We start from the raw sequence: 16,158 nt of genomic DNA, 5'->3' as shown, positions 1-16,158 counted from the left end.
CTGTTTCGTGTACACCACAGAACCCTTTGTGGGAGCGAGCTTGCTCGCGATGAGGCCCTACAAGACAACACAAGGATTTGACTCATGCGCTCATCGAAAATCATCCATATCGTCAGCTGCCACGCCGAAGGCGAAGTCGGCGATGTGATCGTCGGCGGCGTCGCACCACCGCCCGGCGCCACCGTATGGGAACAGTCACGCTGGATCGCCCAGGACCAGACCCTGCGCAACTTCGTCCTCAACGAACCCCGTGGCGGCGTGTTCCGTCACGTCAACCTGCTGGTGCCGGCCAAGGACCCGCGGGCGCAGATGGCCTGGATCATCATGGAACCGGCCGACACACCGCCGATGTCCGGTTCCAACTCGTTGTGCGTCGCCACTGTGTTGCTCGATAGCGGCATCCTGCCCATGACCGAGCCCCAGACGCGCTTGGTCCTCGAAGCGCCCGGCGGGCTGATCGAAGCGGTGGCCGACTGCCGCGACGGTAAAGTCCAGCGGGTGGAAATCAAGAACGTGCCCTCCTTCGCCGACCGCCTCGATGCCTGGATCGAAGTCGAGGGGCTGGGGTCGCTGCAGGTGGACACTGCCTACGGCGGCGACAGTTTCGTCATCGTCGACGCCCAGCGCCTGGGCTTTGCTATCCGTCCTGATGAAGCGGCCGATTTGGTGGCCGTGGGGCTGAAAATCACCCGGGCCGCCAACGAGCAACTGGGCTTTGTGCATCCGTTGAACCCGGACTGGTCGCATATCTCGTTTTGCCAGATCGCCGCGCCCATCGTCCTGGAGAACGGCATCGCCAGCGGTGCCAACGCCGTGGTGATCCAGCCCGGCAAGATCGATCGCTCCCCCACCGGCACCGGTTGCTCGGCGCGCATGGCGGTGTTGCACGCCAAGGGGTTGATGCAAGTGGGAGAGCGTTTCATCGGCCGCTCGATCATCGGCTCCGAGTTCCACTGCCGTATCGATTCATTGACCGAAGTGGCCGGGCGTCCGGCGATTTATCCGTGCATCGCCGGGCGCGCGTGGATCACCGGCACGCATCAGTTGCTGCTCGACCCGGCAGATCCCTGGCCACAGGGGTATCGGCTTTCGGATACCTGGCCTGGCGCATGACTTCTTGAATTGGCATCGCCCCCTGTGGGAGCAAGCTTTGCTCCCACAAATTCCCTCGCCACATACCATTAACAACCGGAGACAACCATGAGCAAACGCATCAACTGGAGCGGCGTATTCCCCGCCGTCACCACGCAGTTCAACGATGACTTTTCCATCAACCTGGAAAAAACCCATCAAGTGATTTCCAACGTCATCCGCGATGGCGTGTCAGGCCTGGTGGTCTGCGGCTCGGTGGGGGAAAACACCTCCCTGAGCGCCGAGGAGAAAATCGCCGTGACCGAAGTGGCGGTGGATGCTGCCCGGGGCCGGGTGCCGGTGATCTGCGGCGTGGCCGAGTTCACCAGCGTGCAGGCGGCCAAGGTCGCCAACGCGGTGCGCCGGGTTGGCGTCGACGGCGTGATGCTGATGCCAGCGCTGGTCTATGGCTCCAAGCCGTTCGAGACCGCCGAGCATTTCCGCTACGTGGCCCGGCATGCCGACGTGCCGTTGATGGTCTACAACAACCCGCCGATCTACAAGAATGACGTGACCCCGGACATCCTGATTTCCCTGGCCGATTGCGACAACGTGGTGTGCTTCAAGGATTCGTCCGGCGACACCCGGCGCTTCATCGACGTGCGCAATGAAGTGGGCGACCGCTTTGTGTTGTTTGCAGGCCTGGACGACGTGGTGCTGGAAAGCCTGGCCGTGGGTGCCGAAGGCTGGGTCTCGGGGATGTCCAACGTGTTCCCCCAAGAAGGCGAAACCATTTTCCGCCTGGCCCGCGCCGGACGTTTTGCCGAAGCGATGCCGATCTATGAATGGCTGATGCCGATCCTGCACCTGGACGCCCGCGCCGACCTGGTGCAGTGCATCAAACTGTGCGAAGCCATCGCCGGTCGCGGCAGCTCCCTCACCCGCCCACCACGCCTGGCGCTGCCGGAGGAAGATCGCGTGTACGTCGAGCAGATCATGGCCAAGGCCCTGGCCAATCGGCCGGTGTTGCCGGATGTGGGGCTTTGACCGCAGGACATGGCGCTGACCGGCGGTGATAGCGCCGCCGCCATCGCGAGCAGGCTCGCTCCCACATTCACCACAAATCCCTGTGGGAGCGAGCCTGCTCGCGATAGCGGTCTGTCTGAATCGACTATGCTGGATGTGCCGCCCTCATCGTGAGCCAGCTCGCACACAAGGTGCCCCATGAACTATTTCCTGGCCCAGGCCCTGAACAATCAGTGGGCCAATCACCGACTACTCACTGCCTGCGCGCCGTTGAGCGAGGCCCAATACCAGGCACCGCGCACGGGGTTCTTCCCGTCCATCCAGGCCACGCTTTGCCACATCCTGGAAGTGGACCGCTATTACCTCACCGCCCTGGAAGGCGACCGTGACGGCCAGATAAAGGATTTTTCCGAGACGCTGGCCTTTGCCCAACTACGGCACAATCAAACTCAAACCGACCAGCGACTGGTGGCATTCTGCGAAGCCCTGCGGGAAACCGACCTCGCCCGCTCCGTCGATCTGGTGCGTGTCGACGAGGTGGTGCGCGAACGAATCGACCGACTGCTGTTGCACCTGTTCGAACATCAGATCCATCATCGCGGACAGGTCCACACCATGCTCAGTACCACCCACGTCAAGCCGCCGCAACTCGATGAGTTCTTCCTCGACTGCGACCGCAGGTTTCGCGAAGAAGACGAGCAGTCACTGCAGCTCGGCGAAGACCGCGTCTGGCGCAACTACCTGCCGGGCTGAACCGATGATCCAACAGGAGACCTGCCATGAAACACATACTCGGTTGCATCGGCTTATCGTTGATGCTGGTGGCAACGACAGCCCTGGCCCATCACGGCTGGAGCGAGTACGACACTGACAACACCCTGCAACTCAACGGAACGATAGAAGAATCCGGCTATTCGCATCCCCATGGCTTCGTGCGCCTGAAAACGGCGGACAAAACCTGGACCGTGGTCCTCGCCCCGCCGTCACGCATGGAGAACCGAGGCCTGAGCAAGGACATGCTCAAGCCTGGCAACCAGGTGGGCGTGGTCGGCTATGCAAACCGCAACAAACCCGATGAGTTGCGCGCAGAACGCATCACCGTCGACAACAAGACCGTCGAGTTGCGCTGATGCAGGCCATCGAGGCAGGCAACGACCCGCAGGGCTGGCTGGACCAACTGGAAGGTTCGTCCCTGGCGCTGGCCATGCGCGGCGAACTGTGGCTCTACCCGTTGGTGGAGGTGGTGCACATCATCGGGTTTTCGCTGTTGGTGGGCGCGGTGGTGATGTTCGATTTGCGGGTGCTTGGGGTGTCCAAGGACATTGCCGTGACGGCGCTGGCCCGCCATCTACTGCCCTGGGCCCTTGCGGCCCTGCTGTTGATCGTACCCGCCGGTTTGATGATGTTCAGCGCCCATCCCCATGACTTCGCCGGCAATGGCGTGTTTATCCTCAAGCTGTGCCTGATTGCGGCAGCGGGCCTCAACGCCCTGGTGTTTCACCTCGGGATTTATCGCACGGTCAGCCAATGGAACACCGCCAGCGCGGCACCAGGACTGGCAAAAGCGCAGGCGGTGCTGTCCGTGGCGATATGGTTCACGGTGGTGTTGTGTGGGCGCTTGCTGGCCTATACCTGAGATAAAAAGTGCGATGGCCTTGCCGGCCATCGCCAATCGCCCACCTCAGGCGCGCTCAGATCCGTGCGGGTGACACGATGATTTTCACGTTGTGCTCCTTGTTGTTGACCAGTTCCTCGAACCCCTGGCCAACGATCTGCTCCAGCTGGATGCGCCCGGTCACCAGCGGCGAGATGTCCAGGCGCCCATCGGCGATGAAGGCAATCACGTCGGCGAATTCACCGTTGTAGGCCAGCGCGCCAAGTACCTGCTTCTCGGTGGAGACCAGTTCAAAGAAGTTGAACTCGCTCGGTTCCTCGAAAATCCCCACCAGCACACATTTGCCCGCCTTGCGGATCAGGTCGATGGCGAGTTTGGCGGTGTGCTTGTTGCCGATGCACTCGAAACTGACGTCGGCCCCCAGACCAGCGGTCAAACGACGGACTTCGGCCAGGGCGTCGCACTCGTTCGGATCGATCACATGACTGGCCCCGACTTCCAGGGCCTTGGCCTTGCGCGCACCGGACATTTCCAGGGCGATCACCTGCGCCGCGCCGGCGGCCTTGGCGCACATGATGGTGCACAGGCCGATCGTACCGGCGCCGACCACCACTACGTTCTGGCCCAACAGGCTGCCGGCCTTTTTCACCGCATGCATGCCCACCGCCAACGGCTCGATCAGCGCGCCGGCTTCGGCGGGAAAATCGGCAGGCAGTTTGTAAAGCAGATTGGCCGGCACATTGACCAGCTCCGCGAACGCACCGTTGTTCATCAGCCCGGTGAACGCCAGGTTTTCGCAGATGTTGTAGAGCCCGTGGGTGCAGTAATAGCAGGTGCCACAGTGCTGACAGGCATCGGCCGCCACCGGCTCGCCGACGCTGAAGCCCTCGACACCAGCCCCCAATTCGACGATTTCACCGCAGAACTCATGGCCGAGGATGCACTGGCCCTTGATGCCGGTCAGCGGATGCGGCGCGTCCACCGGAATGAACACCGGCCCGGCCACATATTCATGCAGGTCAGAACCACAGATGCCGCACCACTGCACGCGGATCTGCACCCAGCCGGCGGGCGGCGCTACGGGCAGCGGCACGTCTTCGACGCGGATGTCGTTGCGGCCATGCCAGACAGCGGCGCGCATGCTGCGGGTAGGCTTGATTGAAACGTTCATAGCGTTGCCTCCAGAATTTTGTAGGGGCGACGAATCACCGCGCCGCCCGCTTGGTCAGTGCTGCTCAATGAACCCTAGGATCAACCGGTTGACCTGCTCGGCCGCTTCCATTTGCACCATGTGCCCCTGGCCGGGCAGCACCTCGACCTGGGCACTCAGCCCGTCGCTGTGGGCTGCCGGGATGATCGCGTCGTCGCTGCCCCAGATCACCAGCGTCGGGACGTGGCCGGCCTGCACCACTTCGCGTAAATCCACCTGCTGGCGGCTGTCGGCGAACAGCGTCGCTGACAGTTGCAACAGCGCAGCGTCCACACCCTCCAGGCGCTTGTACTTGAGCATGTCATCGAGCATCTGCCGGTTGACCAGCTCGGCATTGGAGAACAGTTGCACCAGTTGCGGCTTGAGGGCGTTGCGGTTGGCCGCTTCGACAAAACCTTTGAGGTAGCTGCCATTGATCTGCGCGCCCAGCCCGGCACTGCCGATCAAGGTCAGCGACCGCACTCGCTGGGGCATCAGGCGCGCGGCGTTCAGCGACACCGCCCCACCCATGGAATGCCCCACCAGATGCACAGCGTTGATGTCCAGGTGATCGAGTAAGGCCAGCACCACGCCGCTCAGTTCGTCCAGGTCACCGCGTTGCAGTGTCTTGGCGGATTCGCCATGGCCCGGCAGGTCCAGGGCGATGACCCGACGCCCGGCCGCCAGTGCTTCGTGGTTGAACAGCCAATTGTTCAGGTCGCCGCCGAAACCATGCACCAGCAGCAGCGGCGTGCCGCCTTCGCCACGCTCGAAAAAGCGGATCACCCGGCCATCCAGTTCGACTTTCTGCGGTTTCGGGCCGCTGTCTTCGTCGGCAGCGTCGCCGGGCACAAAGGACGACTGGAACTGCTCGATGACCGCATCGATCTCGGCATCGCTCGCTTCACCGTCGACGACAATCCCGAGCAAGGCGCCGACCGCCAGGGTTTCGTCCTGTCGGGCAACCTGCCGCCGCAAGATCCCGGAGAACGGCGCTTCGACGCTGCTGGAAATCTTGTCGGTTTCCACGTCCATCACTTCATCACCCTTGGTGATGGCCTGGCCCTCCTCCTTGAGCCAGGCATCGACCCGGCCTTCGGTCATCGACAGGCCCCACTTGGGCATGGTCAGGGTATGAATCTGGCTCATCAGCGCTTGCTCCACTCGATCACGTTGAGCACGGCTTGTTCGATCTTCGCCGCGTCAGGGATGTACAGGTCTTCCAGGGCATCGGAGAACGGCACCGGGGTATGGGGCGCGGTGACCATTTCAATCGGCGCCTTGAGCGCGCCAAAGGCTTTTTGCGCCACCAGCGCGGAAATGTCGGTGGCCATTGAGCAGCGTGGGTTGGCCTCATCGATGACCACCAGGCGCCCGGTTTTCTCGACGCTTTCCAGGATGCTGTCCTCGTCCATCGGGCTGGTGGTGCGCAGGTCGATGACCTCGCAGTCGATGCCGCGCCCGGCCAGGCTGCGGGCCGCGTCCATCGCGGTGTTGACCATGCGCCCGTACGACACCAGGGTCACGTCTTTGCCGTCGCGCAGGAAATTGGCCTCGCCGAAGGGAATGGTGTAGAGCTCTTCCGGCACCTCGCCCTGCATGCTGTAGAGCAATTTGTGCTCGCAGAAGATCACCGGGTCGTTGTCGCGGATCGCCTGGATCAGCAGGCCCTTGGCGTCGTAAGGCGATGACGGACACACCACTTTCAGCCCCGGAATGTGCGTCCACAAGGAGGTGAGCATTTGGGAATGCTGGGCGGCGGCACGCAAGCCGGCGCCGACCATGGTGCGGATCACCAGCGGCGTGGAGGCCTTGCCGCCGAACATGTAGCGAAACTTCGCCGCCTGGTTGAGGATCTGGTCCAGGCAGCACCCGGCGAAGTCGACGAACATCAGTTCGCACACCGGGCGCACGCCACAGGTCGCCGCCCCGACCGCCGCGCCGACGTAACCGATTTCCGACAGCGGCGTATCCAGCACACGCCCGGGAAACTGGTCGTAAAGCCCCTTGGTGACACCGAGCACACCGCCCCAGGCGTCGTTTTCACCGGGCGCGCCGGCACCACCGGCGACGTCCTCGCCCATGATGAAGACGCTGGAATCGCGGCGCATTTCCTGGGCCAGGGCTTCGTTGATTGCCTGCTGATAGCTGATTTTTCTCGCCATGATGGGATTCTCTGTTCTTGTTTTATGAAGAGCGTTCAGGGATAGGAGACGTAGACGTCGGTCAGCAGGTCCGCCGCGGTGGGCTTGGGATCGGACTTGGCTTTGTACACGGCGTTTTCGATCAGCAACTCGATCTCCTTGTCGATCTGGTCCAACTGCTCGACGGTGAGCAATCCGGCCCGCGTGGTGCGCTCGCGAAACTGCATCAGGCAATCCTGGTTCTCGCGAAAATGCTTGACCTCGTCGGGTGCCCGATAAGTCTGGGCATCGCCCTCGAAGTGGCCGTAGTAACGGGTCAGCTTGACCTCGATCAGCGAAGGCCCCTCCCCGGCACGGGCGCGTTCGACGGCGGCCCCGGCGGCTTCGTGCACGGCAAAGAAGTCAAAGCCATCCACCGTCACCCCGGGCATGCCGAAACCGGCGGCGCGGTCGGCGATGTGATCGCAGGCCACCGACCAATTGGACGCGGTGGCTTCGGCGTAGCCATTGTTTTCAGCGATGAACAGGCACGGCAGGTTCCACACCGAGGCCATGTTCATGGCTTCGAATACCGCGCCTTCGTTGGAGCCACCATCACCGAAAAACACCACGGCGACGCTGTCGGTGCCCTTGAGCCGGGCGGCCAGCGCGGCGCCCACCACCAGGGGCGCGCCCGCCCCGACAATGCCATTGGCGCCGAGCATGCCTTTCTCGAAATCGGCAATGTGCATGGAGCCGCCCTTGCCTTGGCAGACGCCGGTCTTCTTGCCGTAGATCTCGGCCATCATCCCGTACACGTCCACGCCCTTGGCGATGCAATGACCGTGGCCTCGGTGGTTGGAGGCGATGCAATCGTCATCGCCCAAATGGGCCATGACGCCGGCGGCCGACGCCTCTTCGCCGGCATACAGGTGGACGAAACCGGGAATCTCGCCAGTGGCGAACTCCACGTGCAGGCGCTCTTCGAAAGCGCGGATGGTGCGCATCACCTGATAGGCGTGCAGCAGTTGATCGTGGGTGAGCGGTGTCGACATTTTTATTCTCCTGGGGTGTCTTCTTGAAGATTCAGAGGGTGTTGCGGGTGTTCGCGGCCGATGGCCAGCAAACGCTGTTGCGCGGCGTAGGCCAGCACCGCATTGACATCGATGCTCAGCGGGCCGCCGGCATCGAGAGTGACCGTGGGCCGGTCCTGCGCGTTGAATTCGATTTCCCGTTCGCCGTCCAGGGCCAGGGTGCCTCTGGAGAGCGACAGACTGTGGGCGACGCCGGGCTCCAAAGGGCCGGCGGCGAGCACGCCACAGCCTTGCAACAGACCTGGGGCCAGCGGCACCAGCAACGCTTCGGGCGATTGCGGGTCCAGGCGCATCCAGGCACCACCCGCTGCCTGGCGTGACACCGGGAACCACAAGCCGCACAGCGCCGACAGGCCGATGGATTGCGGCTCGGCGAAGGTCACGAACACCTCGGCCAGGTCCTGCGCCCGACTGATGGCCCGGGCGCCGACAAAGCGCAGCGGCGACACGGCGACGTCCACCAGGGCGACTTCGCGCAAACCGCGTCCGGCATCGCAGACCAACAGGCGTTTGTTGCGACGCAGGCCGATCTGCGCAGGTATCCGGCCGCTGGCGTACAACCCACCAGCCAATCCGGCACTGGTGGCTTCGCGCAGTTCGGGGAAGGCGTTATTGGTGCCCGTGGAGAGGGTCAGCAGCGGGATATCACCGACTTCGGCGGCCACGGCCTTGTGGGTGCCGTCGCCGCCCAGCACGGCGATCAGGCTCACCTCGCGTCCTGCCATCAGGCGGGCGGCCTGACGCGTATCTTCGACGGTCTGGCGCAGCGTCAGGTCGAGAAATTCCAGGGCCGGCCAATGGCTGCTGCGCGCCTGGCGGCTGTGGCTGTTCTTCAGCACGGCGGCGGCAATGCCGGTCATGTCGGTCGGCATCAGGACCTGCTCGATACCGGTGGCACCAAAGGCGGCCAGCAGCCGCTGGATCACCGAAACCTTGTCGGTGCTGGAAAACAGCCCAGCGTTGGCGGTCAGGCGTCGCACGTCGCGCCCCGACGCCGGGTTGGCAATGATGCCCACGGTCAGTGGACGGCGACTCATGGCGCCACCGGCAGTTGAGTAGATGGACGACCTGGGCAGCAAAACCCTCGGTGCAGAGACATGGGACACCTCGTTTTTTATTATTGGCAGTCCGAACGGGTCGGTTGCAGACGCTAGAGCAAGGGCGGTGCCAGATACCGATAGAACCGGCGAAAGGCCCGGAACAGAGCCCTCGCAGCGCCTCCTCCGAGGGAATCCACCCACGCGCTGTGAGACGCGACATGTCAGCCTGCACGAGGTTCTGGCGAGACCGTGAGACGTGGCGTCTCACACTTGCCGGTGCGGCTCGCCGAGCTTGTCTGCGCACAACGAACGGCGCTTAATGAGCGCACAACGATAAGAAGCTGAAACGGAGGCCCGTATGCTTTCCGCTCACTCCCGGGCGCATGTGGATTGCGTCAGCCGCGTACTGAAAAACGCGGCGCAACTGCCACAGCTGCCCGTCCCGGACCTGATCCTCGACTCCTGGCGTCGCTCCATGGAGCAACATCATCTGGACCCCGGTTCGCTGCAGGGCCCGCGCATCCTGTCCCAGGACGTGCTCAAGCAATGCCGCGAGCGCTCGGAACTGTTCCTTAATATCGCCAGCGAAGAAGTCGCCCGGCTGCATGGTCGGGTGCGGGATGCCGACTACTGCGTGCTGCTCACCGATGCCCAGGGCCAGACCATCGATTACCGGGTGGAAACCACCATTCGCAATGACTGCCGCAAGGCCGGGCTGTACTTGGGCACCTGCTGGTCGGAGGGGGAAGAAGGCACCTGCGGCGTGGCGGCGGTGCTCACGGCCAAAGCCCCGGTGACGGTGCACAAGCGCGATCATTTCCGGGCGGCGTTCATCGGCCTGACCTGCTCCGCCGCGCCGGTTTTCGACCCGCAAGGGCAGTTGCTCGGGGTTCTGGATGTCTCGGCGGTGCGTTCACCGGATGATCGACGCTCACAGCACCTGATCCGGCAGATGGTGGTCCAGAGCGCTCGGGAAATCGAACAGGCGTTTTTCATGAGCAGCGCCCAGGGCTACTGGGTGCTGCGGGCCCATCGCAACGCCGGCTACGTCGACAGCCAGCCGGACTTGCTGTTCGCCTGGGACGACGACGGTTGCCTGCAAGCCCTGAACCCCGCAGCCCGCCAGTACCTGCTGCAACACTACGGCCAACTGCCGCAGCACATCAGCCAGGTGTTCGACCAGCAACTGCTGCACCGTGCCCGCGACGAGCGTCTTTATCCGCTGTCCAGTCCCGGCATCGAGTCGCCTTTGCATGGTCGCTTGAGCGCGCCGCGACAGCGGGCCAATCCGCGCCCCCGGGTTGCCATGGCCCCGGTGGAGCTGGATCCTCGATTGGCCGACAGCCTGCGTCTGGCGGTACGGGTCAAGGATCGCAACTTGCCGGTGCTGATCCAAGGCGAAACCGGCTCTGGCAAGGAGGTATTTGCCCGCCAACTGCATCAGGCCAGCCAGCGTCGTGACCGGCCGTTCGTGGCATTGAACTGCGCGGCGATTCCCGAAAGCCTGATCGAAAGCGAGTTGTTCGGCTACGTTGCCGGGGCCTTCACCGGGGCCTCGGCCAAAGGTATGCAGGGCCTGCTGCAACAAGCCGATGGCGGCACACTGTTTCTGGATGAAATCGGTGACATGCCGCTGGCTTTGCAGACGCGCCTGCTACGGGTATTGGCCGAAGGTGAAGTGGCGCCACTGGGGGCGTCACGGCGCAGGGCCGTGGACATTCAGGTGATCTGCGCCACCCACCGCGACCTGGAAACATTGGTTGCCGCCGGCGGGTTTCGCGAGGATCTGTACTTTCGCCTCGGCGGCGCCCGCTTCCAACTGCCGCCGCTGCGTGAGCGCAGTGATCGGCTGGCGTTGATCAACCGCATTCTGGATGAGGAATCGGCGCAGTGCGGGGGGATGGCGCAATTGAGCGGCGCAGCCCTGGAATGCCTGCTCGGTTATCACTGGCCGGGCAATATCCGCCAGTTGCGCCATGTGCTGCGCTACGCCTGCGCGGTGAGCGAGGCGAGTGTGATCCAGCTCAGTCACCTGCCCGAGTCATTGCACTGCACACAAGCGCCTGTGGACGCACCACAACCCAGCGCCAGCCCGGAGCGTCAGATGCTGCTCGATGCGCTGGTGCGGCATCGCTGGAAGCCCACCGCCGCTGCACGGGCGCTGGGCATTTCCCGAGCGACCCTGTATCGAAGGGTTCACCTGCATGGCATCGAAATGCCCGGCAGAAGCCCGGCGTGAACCAACGCTTATCTTCGCGCCAGCGCATGCCGCACGCACTGTTCATAGTAGGTCTGCTTGATGGCCGCGGGCTTGAGACGTGAAGCGCTGTTATAGGTCTGTTCGGTGATGCCCAGGGCGGTCATGCGCATCCACGGCCGGGGAAACTTGCGCACCTGCAACCTTTTGCGCGCGCCGTACAAGGTGATCCCGGAAAGCTTCGACGCCTGGGCGCCGGCGGCAATGTCCGAACCCCAGCGGCACACCGACTGCTGGTTTTTCGTCAGGGCCTTTGCCTGAGCCTCAAGCGAAACGGCGACCAGGAGACACGTCACCACGACCCACATAGAAATCCGCATAGGTTTGTCGCCCAACTTTCTGAAATAAAAGAAGTTTGACAACCTTGGAAAGAGCAAGGGGCCAGCACGGCTACGCAATTTTTTGTAGAGAGGGATTTATCTGTAGGAGCAAGGCTTGCCCGCGATAGCCGCACCGCGGTCGAACAACTGAACCGCGTTATCGTTCATCGCGGGCAAGCCTTGCTCCCACAGATCCCTTCGCCACAAGCAAGCTCCCTCGCCACGGGTTACTGGCTGGCCTTGGCTTCCTCCAACAATTGCCCAATCACCCGTTCCTGCTCGGCATACCGCCCTTCGCCAAAGTGGCTGTAGCGCACCTGCCCCTTGGCATCGATGAAGTAGTGGGCTGGCCAGTACTGATTGTTGAAGGCGCGCCAGATTGCATATTGGTTATCGATGGCCACCGGGTAGTTGATCCCCAGCTTGCGAACCTGCTCACGCACGTTGTCGATGATTTTCTCGTAGCCGTACTCAGGTGTGTGCACGCCGATCACCACCAACCCCTCCTTCTCGTACTTGCGCGCCCAATCGTTCACATAGGGCAGCGTGCGCTGGCAGTTGATGCAGTCATAAGTCCAGAAATCCACCAGCACCACTTTGCCCCGCAGTGACTCGCTGCTCAAGGGTGGCGAGTTCAACCATTGCACGGCGCCCTCCAGGGACGGCATCTCGCCCTGAGGCTGAAGCGATTCGAGGGAGGCCGCGCTCGCCTTTTCGACCAGGTAATCGATGGCCTTGGGCACATTCTTCAGTACTCCCTGCTCCAGGGTCGCAGCCCCTTGGGAGGAGGTACTGGCCAACAGGCGATCATCGGCACCCGTGCCAATCGCCACGGCTGCCAGCAATACCACGACACCGGTACCCCGGCGCAGCCAGGTGGTGATCGGCAATGACAGCTTGAGGCGGTCGGCCAATCCGCGCCCGGCCAGGATCAGCACACCCAGCGACAAGGCACTGCCCAGCCCGTAAGCGAGCAGCAGCAGACTGGTTTCAGCGCTCGCGCCTTGCAGCATGGCCCCGGTCAGAATCACCCCGAGTATCGGCCCGGCACACGGCGCCCAGAGCAGCCCGGTGGCGACCCCGATCAGCACCGAGCCCACAGGCCCGGCCATCCGTCCGGCGCCGTTATCGATACGGTTGCCCAGGCTCACCAGCGGCCGCGCCAGCCATATACCGACGCGGCTGAACATCAGCGACAAGGCGAACAGCACCATCACCCACAGAGCGATTTGCCGGCCAACGCTGCTGGCTCGCACCACCCACTCGCTGCTGACCACCGCCAGACTCGAAACCAGGGCAAACGTCAGCACCATGCCGGCCAGCGTCAGCAGTACCGAGCCCCGTGAGCGATTGGCCCGGGCAAACAGAAACGGCACCACCGGAAGAATGCAGGGACTGAGGATCGTCAGGATCCCGCCCAGAAAAGCGATCAAAAGCATGGCAACACCTCAACGGTAGGTAGATAGACTGAACACACCAAATCGGGCGGCGCCTCCGTGGGAGCAAAGCTTGCTCGCGATAAACGATGACGCGGTATTGCCAGGAATCGAGGCGCCTGCATCGCGAGCAAGCTTTGCTCCCACAGATTTACTGCCACAGGTTGGCTGCCACGGCGAGTCAGTTCTGGTTGCTGCAGTTGTCAGCCAGCTTGCGATAGTCCAGCGCCTGCTTGTGGCCCGCTGAGTCGAGGTAGGTCATGCGGGCATTCACCACGCCGCAGGCCGGGGTCGGATCTTCGCTGAGGGACAGGACCTTCTGGATATCCAGGTGGGTGCCATAGGCGTAGGTCTGAGCCTGGACGTGACTCTCGGCCCGGGCCGACAAGGTGCAGATGTTCAGCGCGGCGAAAAGGCAGGCAGCGTAGACGGCTTTGGTGTTCATGGCGGTATCCTCGATGCATTCAATGGGTGTGTTTTTCGGCCGGGGCGTGTTGTGCCGCCTCGATGGATGCCATTGAATGCCCGTGAGGTATCGCGTCTGTATCGGGCAACGCGGCTTTTTGAATCCCTGTGTATCCGCCGCGCGCCAGATACACTGCAATACAAACCGCCGCGAGCCGGGCTGGCCGGCGCCTGTAGACTGATCACAACGAAACGCCAAGGGGCAGAACACCATGGATCACGTCGATCATGTGTTGATCGTGGATGACGATCGCGAAATCAGAGAACTGGTGGGCAACTACCTGAAAAAGAACGGCCTGCGTACCACCGTAGTTGCCGATGGCCGACAGATGCGTGCCTTTCTCGAAACGACCCCGGTGGACCTGATCGTGCTGGACATCATGATGCCGGGCGATGATGGCCTGGTGCTGTGCCGGGAACTGCGCGCCGGTAAACACAAGGCCACACCGGTACTGATGCTCACCGCCCGCAACGATGAAACCGACCGCATCATCGGCCTGGAAATGGGCGCCGACGATTACCTGGTCAAACCCTTCGCCGCCCGGGAGTTGCTGGCGCGGATCAACGCCGTGCTACGGCGTACCCGCATGCTGCCGCCCAACCTGGTGGTCACCGAAAGCGGTCGCCTGCTGGCGTTCGGCCGCTGGCGCCTGGACACCACTGCACGGCACCTGCTGGACACTGACGGCACCATGGTCGCCTTGAGCGGCGCCGAATATCGCCTGTTGCGGGTGTTCCTCGACCACCCGCAGCGGGTGCTCAATCGCGATCAGTTGCTGAACCTGACCCAGGGCCGGGACGCCGATCTGTTCGATCGCTCCATCGATCTGCTGGTCAGCCGCCTGCGTCAACGGTTGCTGGATGATGCCCGGGAGCCGGCCTACATCAAGACCGTGCGCAGCGAAGGCTATGTGTTCTCGTTGCCGGTGGAGATCCTTGAGGCGTCGGTATGACCCTGCCGCTGCGCTGGCCGCGCACCCTCGCCTCGCGCCTGTCGCTGATCTTCCTGATCGGCCTGATCCTGGCCCAGGGCCTGTCGTTCGGCGCCCAGTACTACGAGCGCTACCAGAGTGCCAAGACCACCATGCTCGGCAACCTGGAAACCGACGTCTCGACCTCGGTCGCCATTCTCGACCGCCTGCCGGCTGCCGAGCGCCAGGCCTGGCTGCCGAAACTCGCCCGACGCAACTATGGCTACCTGCTCGATGAAGGTCAGCCAGGCCAGCGAATGCTTCCTGACAACGCCCCGGTGTCGGTGACTTCAATCCAGGAGGCGATCGGTCAGGCCTACGCCCTGACGTTCACCGACATTCCCGGACCCAAGCAGCACTACCAGGCGCACCTGCGCCTGGCCGACGGCAGCCCGCTGACCATCGACGTGCGCCCGGCGATGATGCCCCTCTCCCCCTGGCTCCCGGTGGTGTTGCTGGGGCAACTGGCGCTGTTGATCGGCTGCACCTGGCTGGCCGTGCGCATCGCCGTCGGCCCGCTGACCCGACTGGCCCAGGCGGTGGAAACCCTGGACCCGAATGCCCACAGCGTCCGCCTCGACGAAAAAGGCCCGACCGAAGTGGTGCATGCCGCCAAGGCGTTCAATGCCATGCAGGACCGTATCGCCGCCTACCTCAAGGAGCGCATGCAGTTGCTGGCGGCGATTTCCCATGACTTGCAAACCCCCATCACGCGCATGAAGCTGCGCGCCGAACTCATGGACGACGGCATCGAAAAGGACAAGCTGTGGAACGACCTGAGTGAAATGGAGCATCTGGTACGCGAAGGTGTGGCCTATGCCCGCAGCATCCATGGCGCCACCGAAGCCAGCTGTCGCATCAACCTGGATGCGTTTCTCGACAGCCTGGTGTTCGACTATCAGGACATCGGCCAGGACGTGCAGCTATCCGGGAAAAACGCCGCGGTCATCGACACCCGGCCCCATGCCCTGCGCCGGGTGCTGGTCAATCTGGTGGACAACGCCTTGAAGTTCGGCGGTGCGGCGCAGATCCAGGTGCAGCGCACTGACAACGGACAACTGGCGATTCAAGTGCTGGACCGTGGCCCCGGCATCAATGAGCAGGAGCTGGCCGAGGTGCTCAAACCGTTCTACCGGGTGGAAAGCTCGCGCAACCGGGAAACCGGTGGCACCGGGTTAGGGCTGGCCATCGCCCAGCAACTGGCGATCGCCATGGGCGGTTCGCTGACCTTGAGCAATCGTGACGGCGGCGGGTTGTGTGCCGAGTTGCGGCTCAGCCGGGAAATTTAACCCCGCTCCACCTGTGGGAGCGAGCCTGCTCGCGATGGCGTCGGTATAGCCAACATCTCTGCAAGCTGCACCACTGCTATCGCGAGCAGGCTCGCTCCCACAAAGGTCAGCCCCAGGCTTTAATGTACTCGGGCTTTGTATGCCAATGTGTCCGCCACAGGCACGGTTACACAGGCATGCAAACGCCCGAATTCCAGACACACCCCACTTACACCCGTTTGAAAAACTCCCTCGTGTTCCCGGTCGCTATTCAAGATCGGGC

16 protein-coding genes are annotated in these 16,158 nt (G+C 63.1%); 8 read left to right on the top strand and 8 right to left on the bottom strand.

What is annotated here, in order from left to right:
* The first annotated feature begins 84 nt into the window (after positions 1-84).
* The 5 genes from MKS85_RS12195 to MKS85_RS12175 all read left to right on the top strand — a co-directional run bounded on the left by MKS85_RS12195 (position 85) and on the right by MKS85_RS12175 (position 3,733).
* A complete protein-coding gene (locus tag MKS85_RS12195) occupies positions 85-1,113 on the top strand; it encodes a trans-3-hydroxy-L-proline dehydratase (protein ID WP_310662918.1) in 1,029 nt (342 codons plus the stop codon).
* 87 nt (positions 1,114-1,200) lie between these two features.
* Entirely contained in the window at positions 1,201-2,118 is a 918-nt protein-coding gene (locus MKS85_RS12190; protein WP_310662917.1) for a dihydrodipicolinate synthase family protein, read from the top strand.
* Positions 2,119-2,295: 177 nt separating this feature from the next.
* On the top strand, positions 2,296-2,850 hold the full coding sequence (locus MKS85_RS12185) for a DinB family protein (RefSeq protein WP_310662916.1): 555 nt from the start codon (positions 2,296-2,298) through the stop codon (positions 2,848-2,850).
* Between the two features lie 26 nt (positions 2,851-2,876).
* Entirely contained in the window at positions 2,877-3,227 is a 351-nt protein-coding gene (locus MKS85_RS12180; RefSeq protein ID WP_047228968.1) for a DUF6152 family protein, read from the top strand.
* Positions 3,227-3,733, top strand: a complete 507-nt coding sequence (locus tag MKS85_RS12175) for a DUF6644 family protein (protein WP_274091103.1) — start codon at positions 3,227-3,229, stop codon at positions 3,731-3,733. Before MKS85_RS12180 ends, MKS85_RS12175 begins: the two co-directional genes overlap by 1 nt.
* A 55-nt stretch (positions 3,734-3,788) precedes the next feature.
* Here MKS85_RS12175 and MKS85_RS12170 read toward each other — a convergent pair whose 3' ends face one another.
* From MKS85_RS12170 to MKS85_RS12150, 5 genes are all read right to left on the bottom strand, one after another.
* A complete protein-coding gene (locus tag MKS85_RS12170; RefSeq protein ID WP_230682633.1) occupies positions 3,789-4,853 on the bottom strand; it encodes a 2,3-butanediol dehydrogenase in 1,065 nt (354 codons plus the stop codon).
* 84 nt (positions 4,854-4,937) lie between these two features.
* Positions 4,938-6,050, bottom strand: a complete 1,113-nt coding sequence (locus tag MKS85_RS12165) for an acetoin dehydrogenase dihydrolipoyllysine-residue acetyltransferase subunit (protein WP_274091102.1) — start codon at positions 6,048-6,050, stop codon at positions 4,938-4,940.
* On the bottom strand, positions 6,050-7,066 hold the full coding sequence (locus MKS85_RS12160) for an alpha-ketoacid dehydrogenase subunit beta (RefSeq protein ID WP_047228964.1): 1,017 nt from the start codon (positions 7,064-7,066) through the stop codon (positions 6,050-6,052). The genes MKS85_RS12165 and MKS85_RS12160 overlap by 1 nt, the downstream gene beginning before the upstream one ends.
* Before the next feature lie 35 nt (positions 7,067-7,101).
* Positions 7,102-8,079, bottom strand: a complete 978-nt coding sequence (locus MKS85_RS12155) for a thiamine pyrophosphate-dependent dehydrogenase E1 component subunit alpha (protein ID WP_047228963.1) — start codon at positions 8,077-8,079, stop codon at positions 7,102-7,104.
* Positions 8,080-8,081: 2 nt separating this feature from the next.
* A complete protein-coding gene (locus MKS85_RS12150) occupies positions 8,082-9,155 on the bottom strand; it encodes an NAD(+)/NADH kinase (protein ID WP_310662915.1) in 1,074 nt (357 codons plus the stop codon).
* Positions 9,156-9,516: 361 nt separating this feature from the next.
* On the opposite strand from MKS85_RS12150, the gene MKS85_RS12145 reads away from it, so the two are divergent.
* A complete protein-coding gene (locus MKS85_RS12145; protein WP_047228961.1) occupies positions 9,517-11,397 on the top strand; it encodes a sigma-54-dependent Fis family transcriptional regulator in 1,881 nt (626 codons plus the stop codon).
* Positions 11,398-11,405: 8 nt separating this feature from the next.
* Here MKS85_RS12145 and MKS85_RS12140 read toward each other — a convergent pair whose 3' ends face one another.
* From MKS85_RS12140 to MKS85_RS12130, 3 genes are all read right to left on the bottom strand, one after another.
* Positions 11,406-11,735 carry a hypothetical protein gene (locus tag MKS85_RS12140; RefSeq protein ID WP_047229012.1) on the bottom strand — a complete coding sequence of 110 codons (330 nt, stop codon included), beginning with the start codon at positions 11,733-11,735 and terminating at the stop codon, positions 11,406-11,408.
* 227 nt (positions 11,736-11,962) lie between these two features.
* Entirely contained in the window at positions 11,963-13,174 is a 1,212-nt protein-coding gene (locus MKS85_RS12135) for a cytochrome c biogenesis protein DipZ (RefSeq protein ID WP_310662914.1), read from the bottom strand.
* 178 nt (positions 13,175-13,352) lie between these two features.
* The gene (locus MKS85_RS12130) at positions 13,353-13,616 is read right to left on the bottom strand and encodes a DUF2790 domain-containing protein (protein WP_047228959.1); all 264 of its coding nucleotides are present in this window, start codon (positions 13,614-13,616) and stop codon (positions 13,353-13,355) included.
* Positions 13,617-13,848: 232 nt separating this feature from the next.
* Here MKS85_RS12130 and MKS85_RS12125 point away from each other — a divergent pair, with 232 nt between their 5' ends.
* Both MKS85_RS12125 and MKS85_RS12120 read left to right on the top strand, forming a co-directional pair.
* Entirely contained in the window at positions 13,849-14,589 is a 741-nt protein-coding gene (locus tag MKS85_RS12125; RefSeq protein ID WP_003202589.1) for a response regulator, read from the top strand.
* On the top strand, positions 14,586-15,896 hold the full coding sequence (locus MKS85_RS12120) for an ATP-binding protein (RefSeq protein ID WP_310662913.1): 1,311 nt from the start codon (positions 14,586-14,588) through the stop codon (positions 15,894-15,896). Before MKS85_RS12125 ends, MKS85_RS12120 begins: the two co-directional genes overlap by 4 nt.
* Positions 15,897-16,158 lie beyond the last annotated feature (262 nt).

Origin of the sequence: Pseudomonas sp. JL2 (assembly GCF_031570495.1) — a bacterium.
Taxonomy (GTDB): Bacteria; Pseudomonadota; Gammaproteobacteria; order Pseudomonadales; family Pseudomonadaceae; genus Aquipseudomonas; species Aquipseudomonas rhizophila.
The sequence above is the reverse complement of the archived record's forward strand: the minus strand, read 5'-3'. Positions and strand labels throughout refer to the sequence as shown.

Coding starts and splice junctions, on each gene's coding strand:
- MKS85_RS12155 (WP_047228963.1), bottom strand. CDS start 8,079: ATGTCGACACCGCTCACCCACGATCAACTGCTGCACGCCTATCAGGTG.
- MKS85_RS12130 (WP_047228959.1), bottom strand. CDS start 13,616: ATGAACACCAAAGCCGTCTACGCTGCCTGCCTTTTCGCCGCGCTGAAC.
- MKS85_RS12195 (WP_310662918.1), top strand. CDS start 85: ATGCGCTCATCGAAAATCATCCATATCGTCAGCTGCCACGCCGAAGGC.
- MKS85_RS12180 (WP_047228968.1), top strand. CDS start 2,877: ATGAAACACATACTCGGTTGCATCGGCTTATCGTTGATGCTGGTGGCA.
- MKS85_RS12160 (WP_047228964.1), bottom strand. CDS start 7,066: ATGGCGAGAAAAATCAGCTATCAGCAGGCAATCAACGAAGCCCTGGCC.
- MKS85_RS12150 (WP_310662915.1), bottom strand. CDS start 9,155: ATGAGTCGCCGTCCACTGACCGTGGGCATCATTGCCAACCCGGCGTCG.
- MKS85_RS12185 (WP_310662916.1), top strand. CDS start 2,296: ATGAACTATTTCCTGGCCCAGGCCCTGAACAATCAGTGGGCCAATCAC.
- MKS85_RS12190 (WP_310662917.1), top strand. CDS start 1,201: ATGAGCAAACGCATCAACTGGAGCGGCGTATTCCCCGCCGTCACCACG.
- MKS85_RS12140 (WP_047229012.1), bottom strand. CDS start 11,735: ATGCGGATTTCTATGTGGGTCGTGGTGACGTGTCTCCTGGTCGCCGTT.
- MKS85_RS12175 (WP_274091103.1), top strand. CDS start 3,227: ATGCAGGCCATCGAGGCAGGCAACGACCCGCAGGGCTGGCTGGACCAA.
- MKS85_RS12170 (WP_230682633.1), bottom strand. CDS start 4,853: ATGCGCGCCGCTGTCTGGCATGGCCGCAACGACATCCGCGTCGAAGAC.
- MKS85_RS12165 (WP_274091102.1), bottom strand. CDS start 6,050: ATGAGCCAGATTCATACCCTGACCATGCCCAAGTGGGGCCTGTCGATG.
- MKS85_RS12120 (WP_310662913.1), top strand. CDS start 14,586: ATGACCCTGCCGCTGCGCTGGCCGCGCACCCTCGCCTCGCGCCTGTCG.
- MKS85_RS12145 (WP_047228961.1), top strand. CDS start 9,517: ATGCTTTCCGCTCACTCCCGGGCGCATGTGGATTGCGTCAGCCGCGTA.
- MKS85_RS12125 (WP_003202589.1), top strand. CDS start 13,849: ATGGATCACGTCGATCATGTGTTGATCGTGGATGACGATCGCGAAATC.
- MKS85_RS12135 (WP_310662914.1), bottom strand. CDS start 13,174: ATGCTTTTGATCGCTTTTCTGGGCGGGATCCTGACGATCCTCAGTCCC.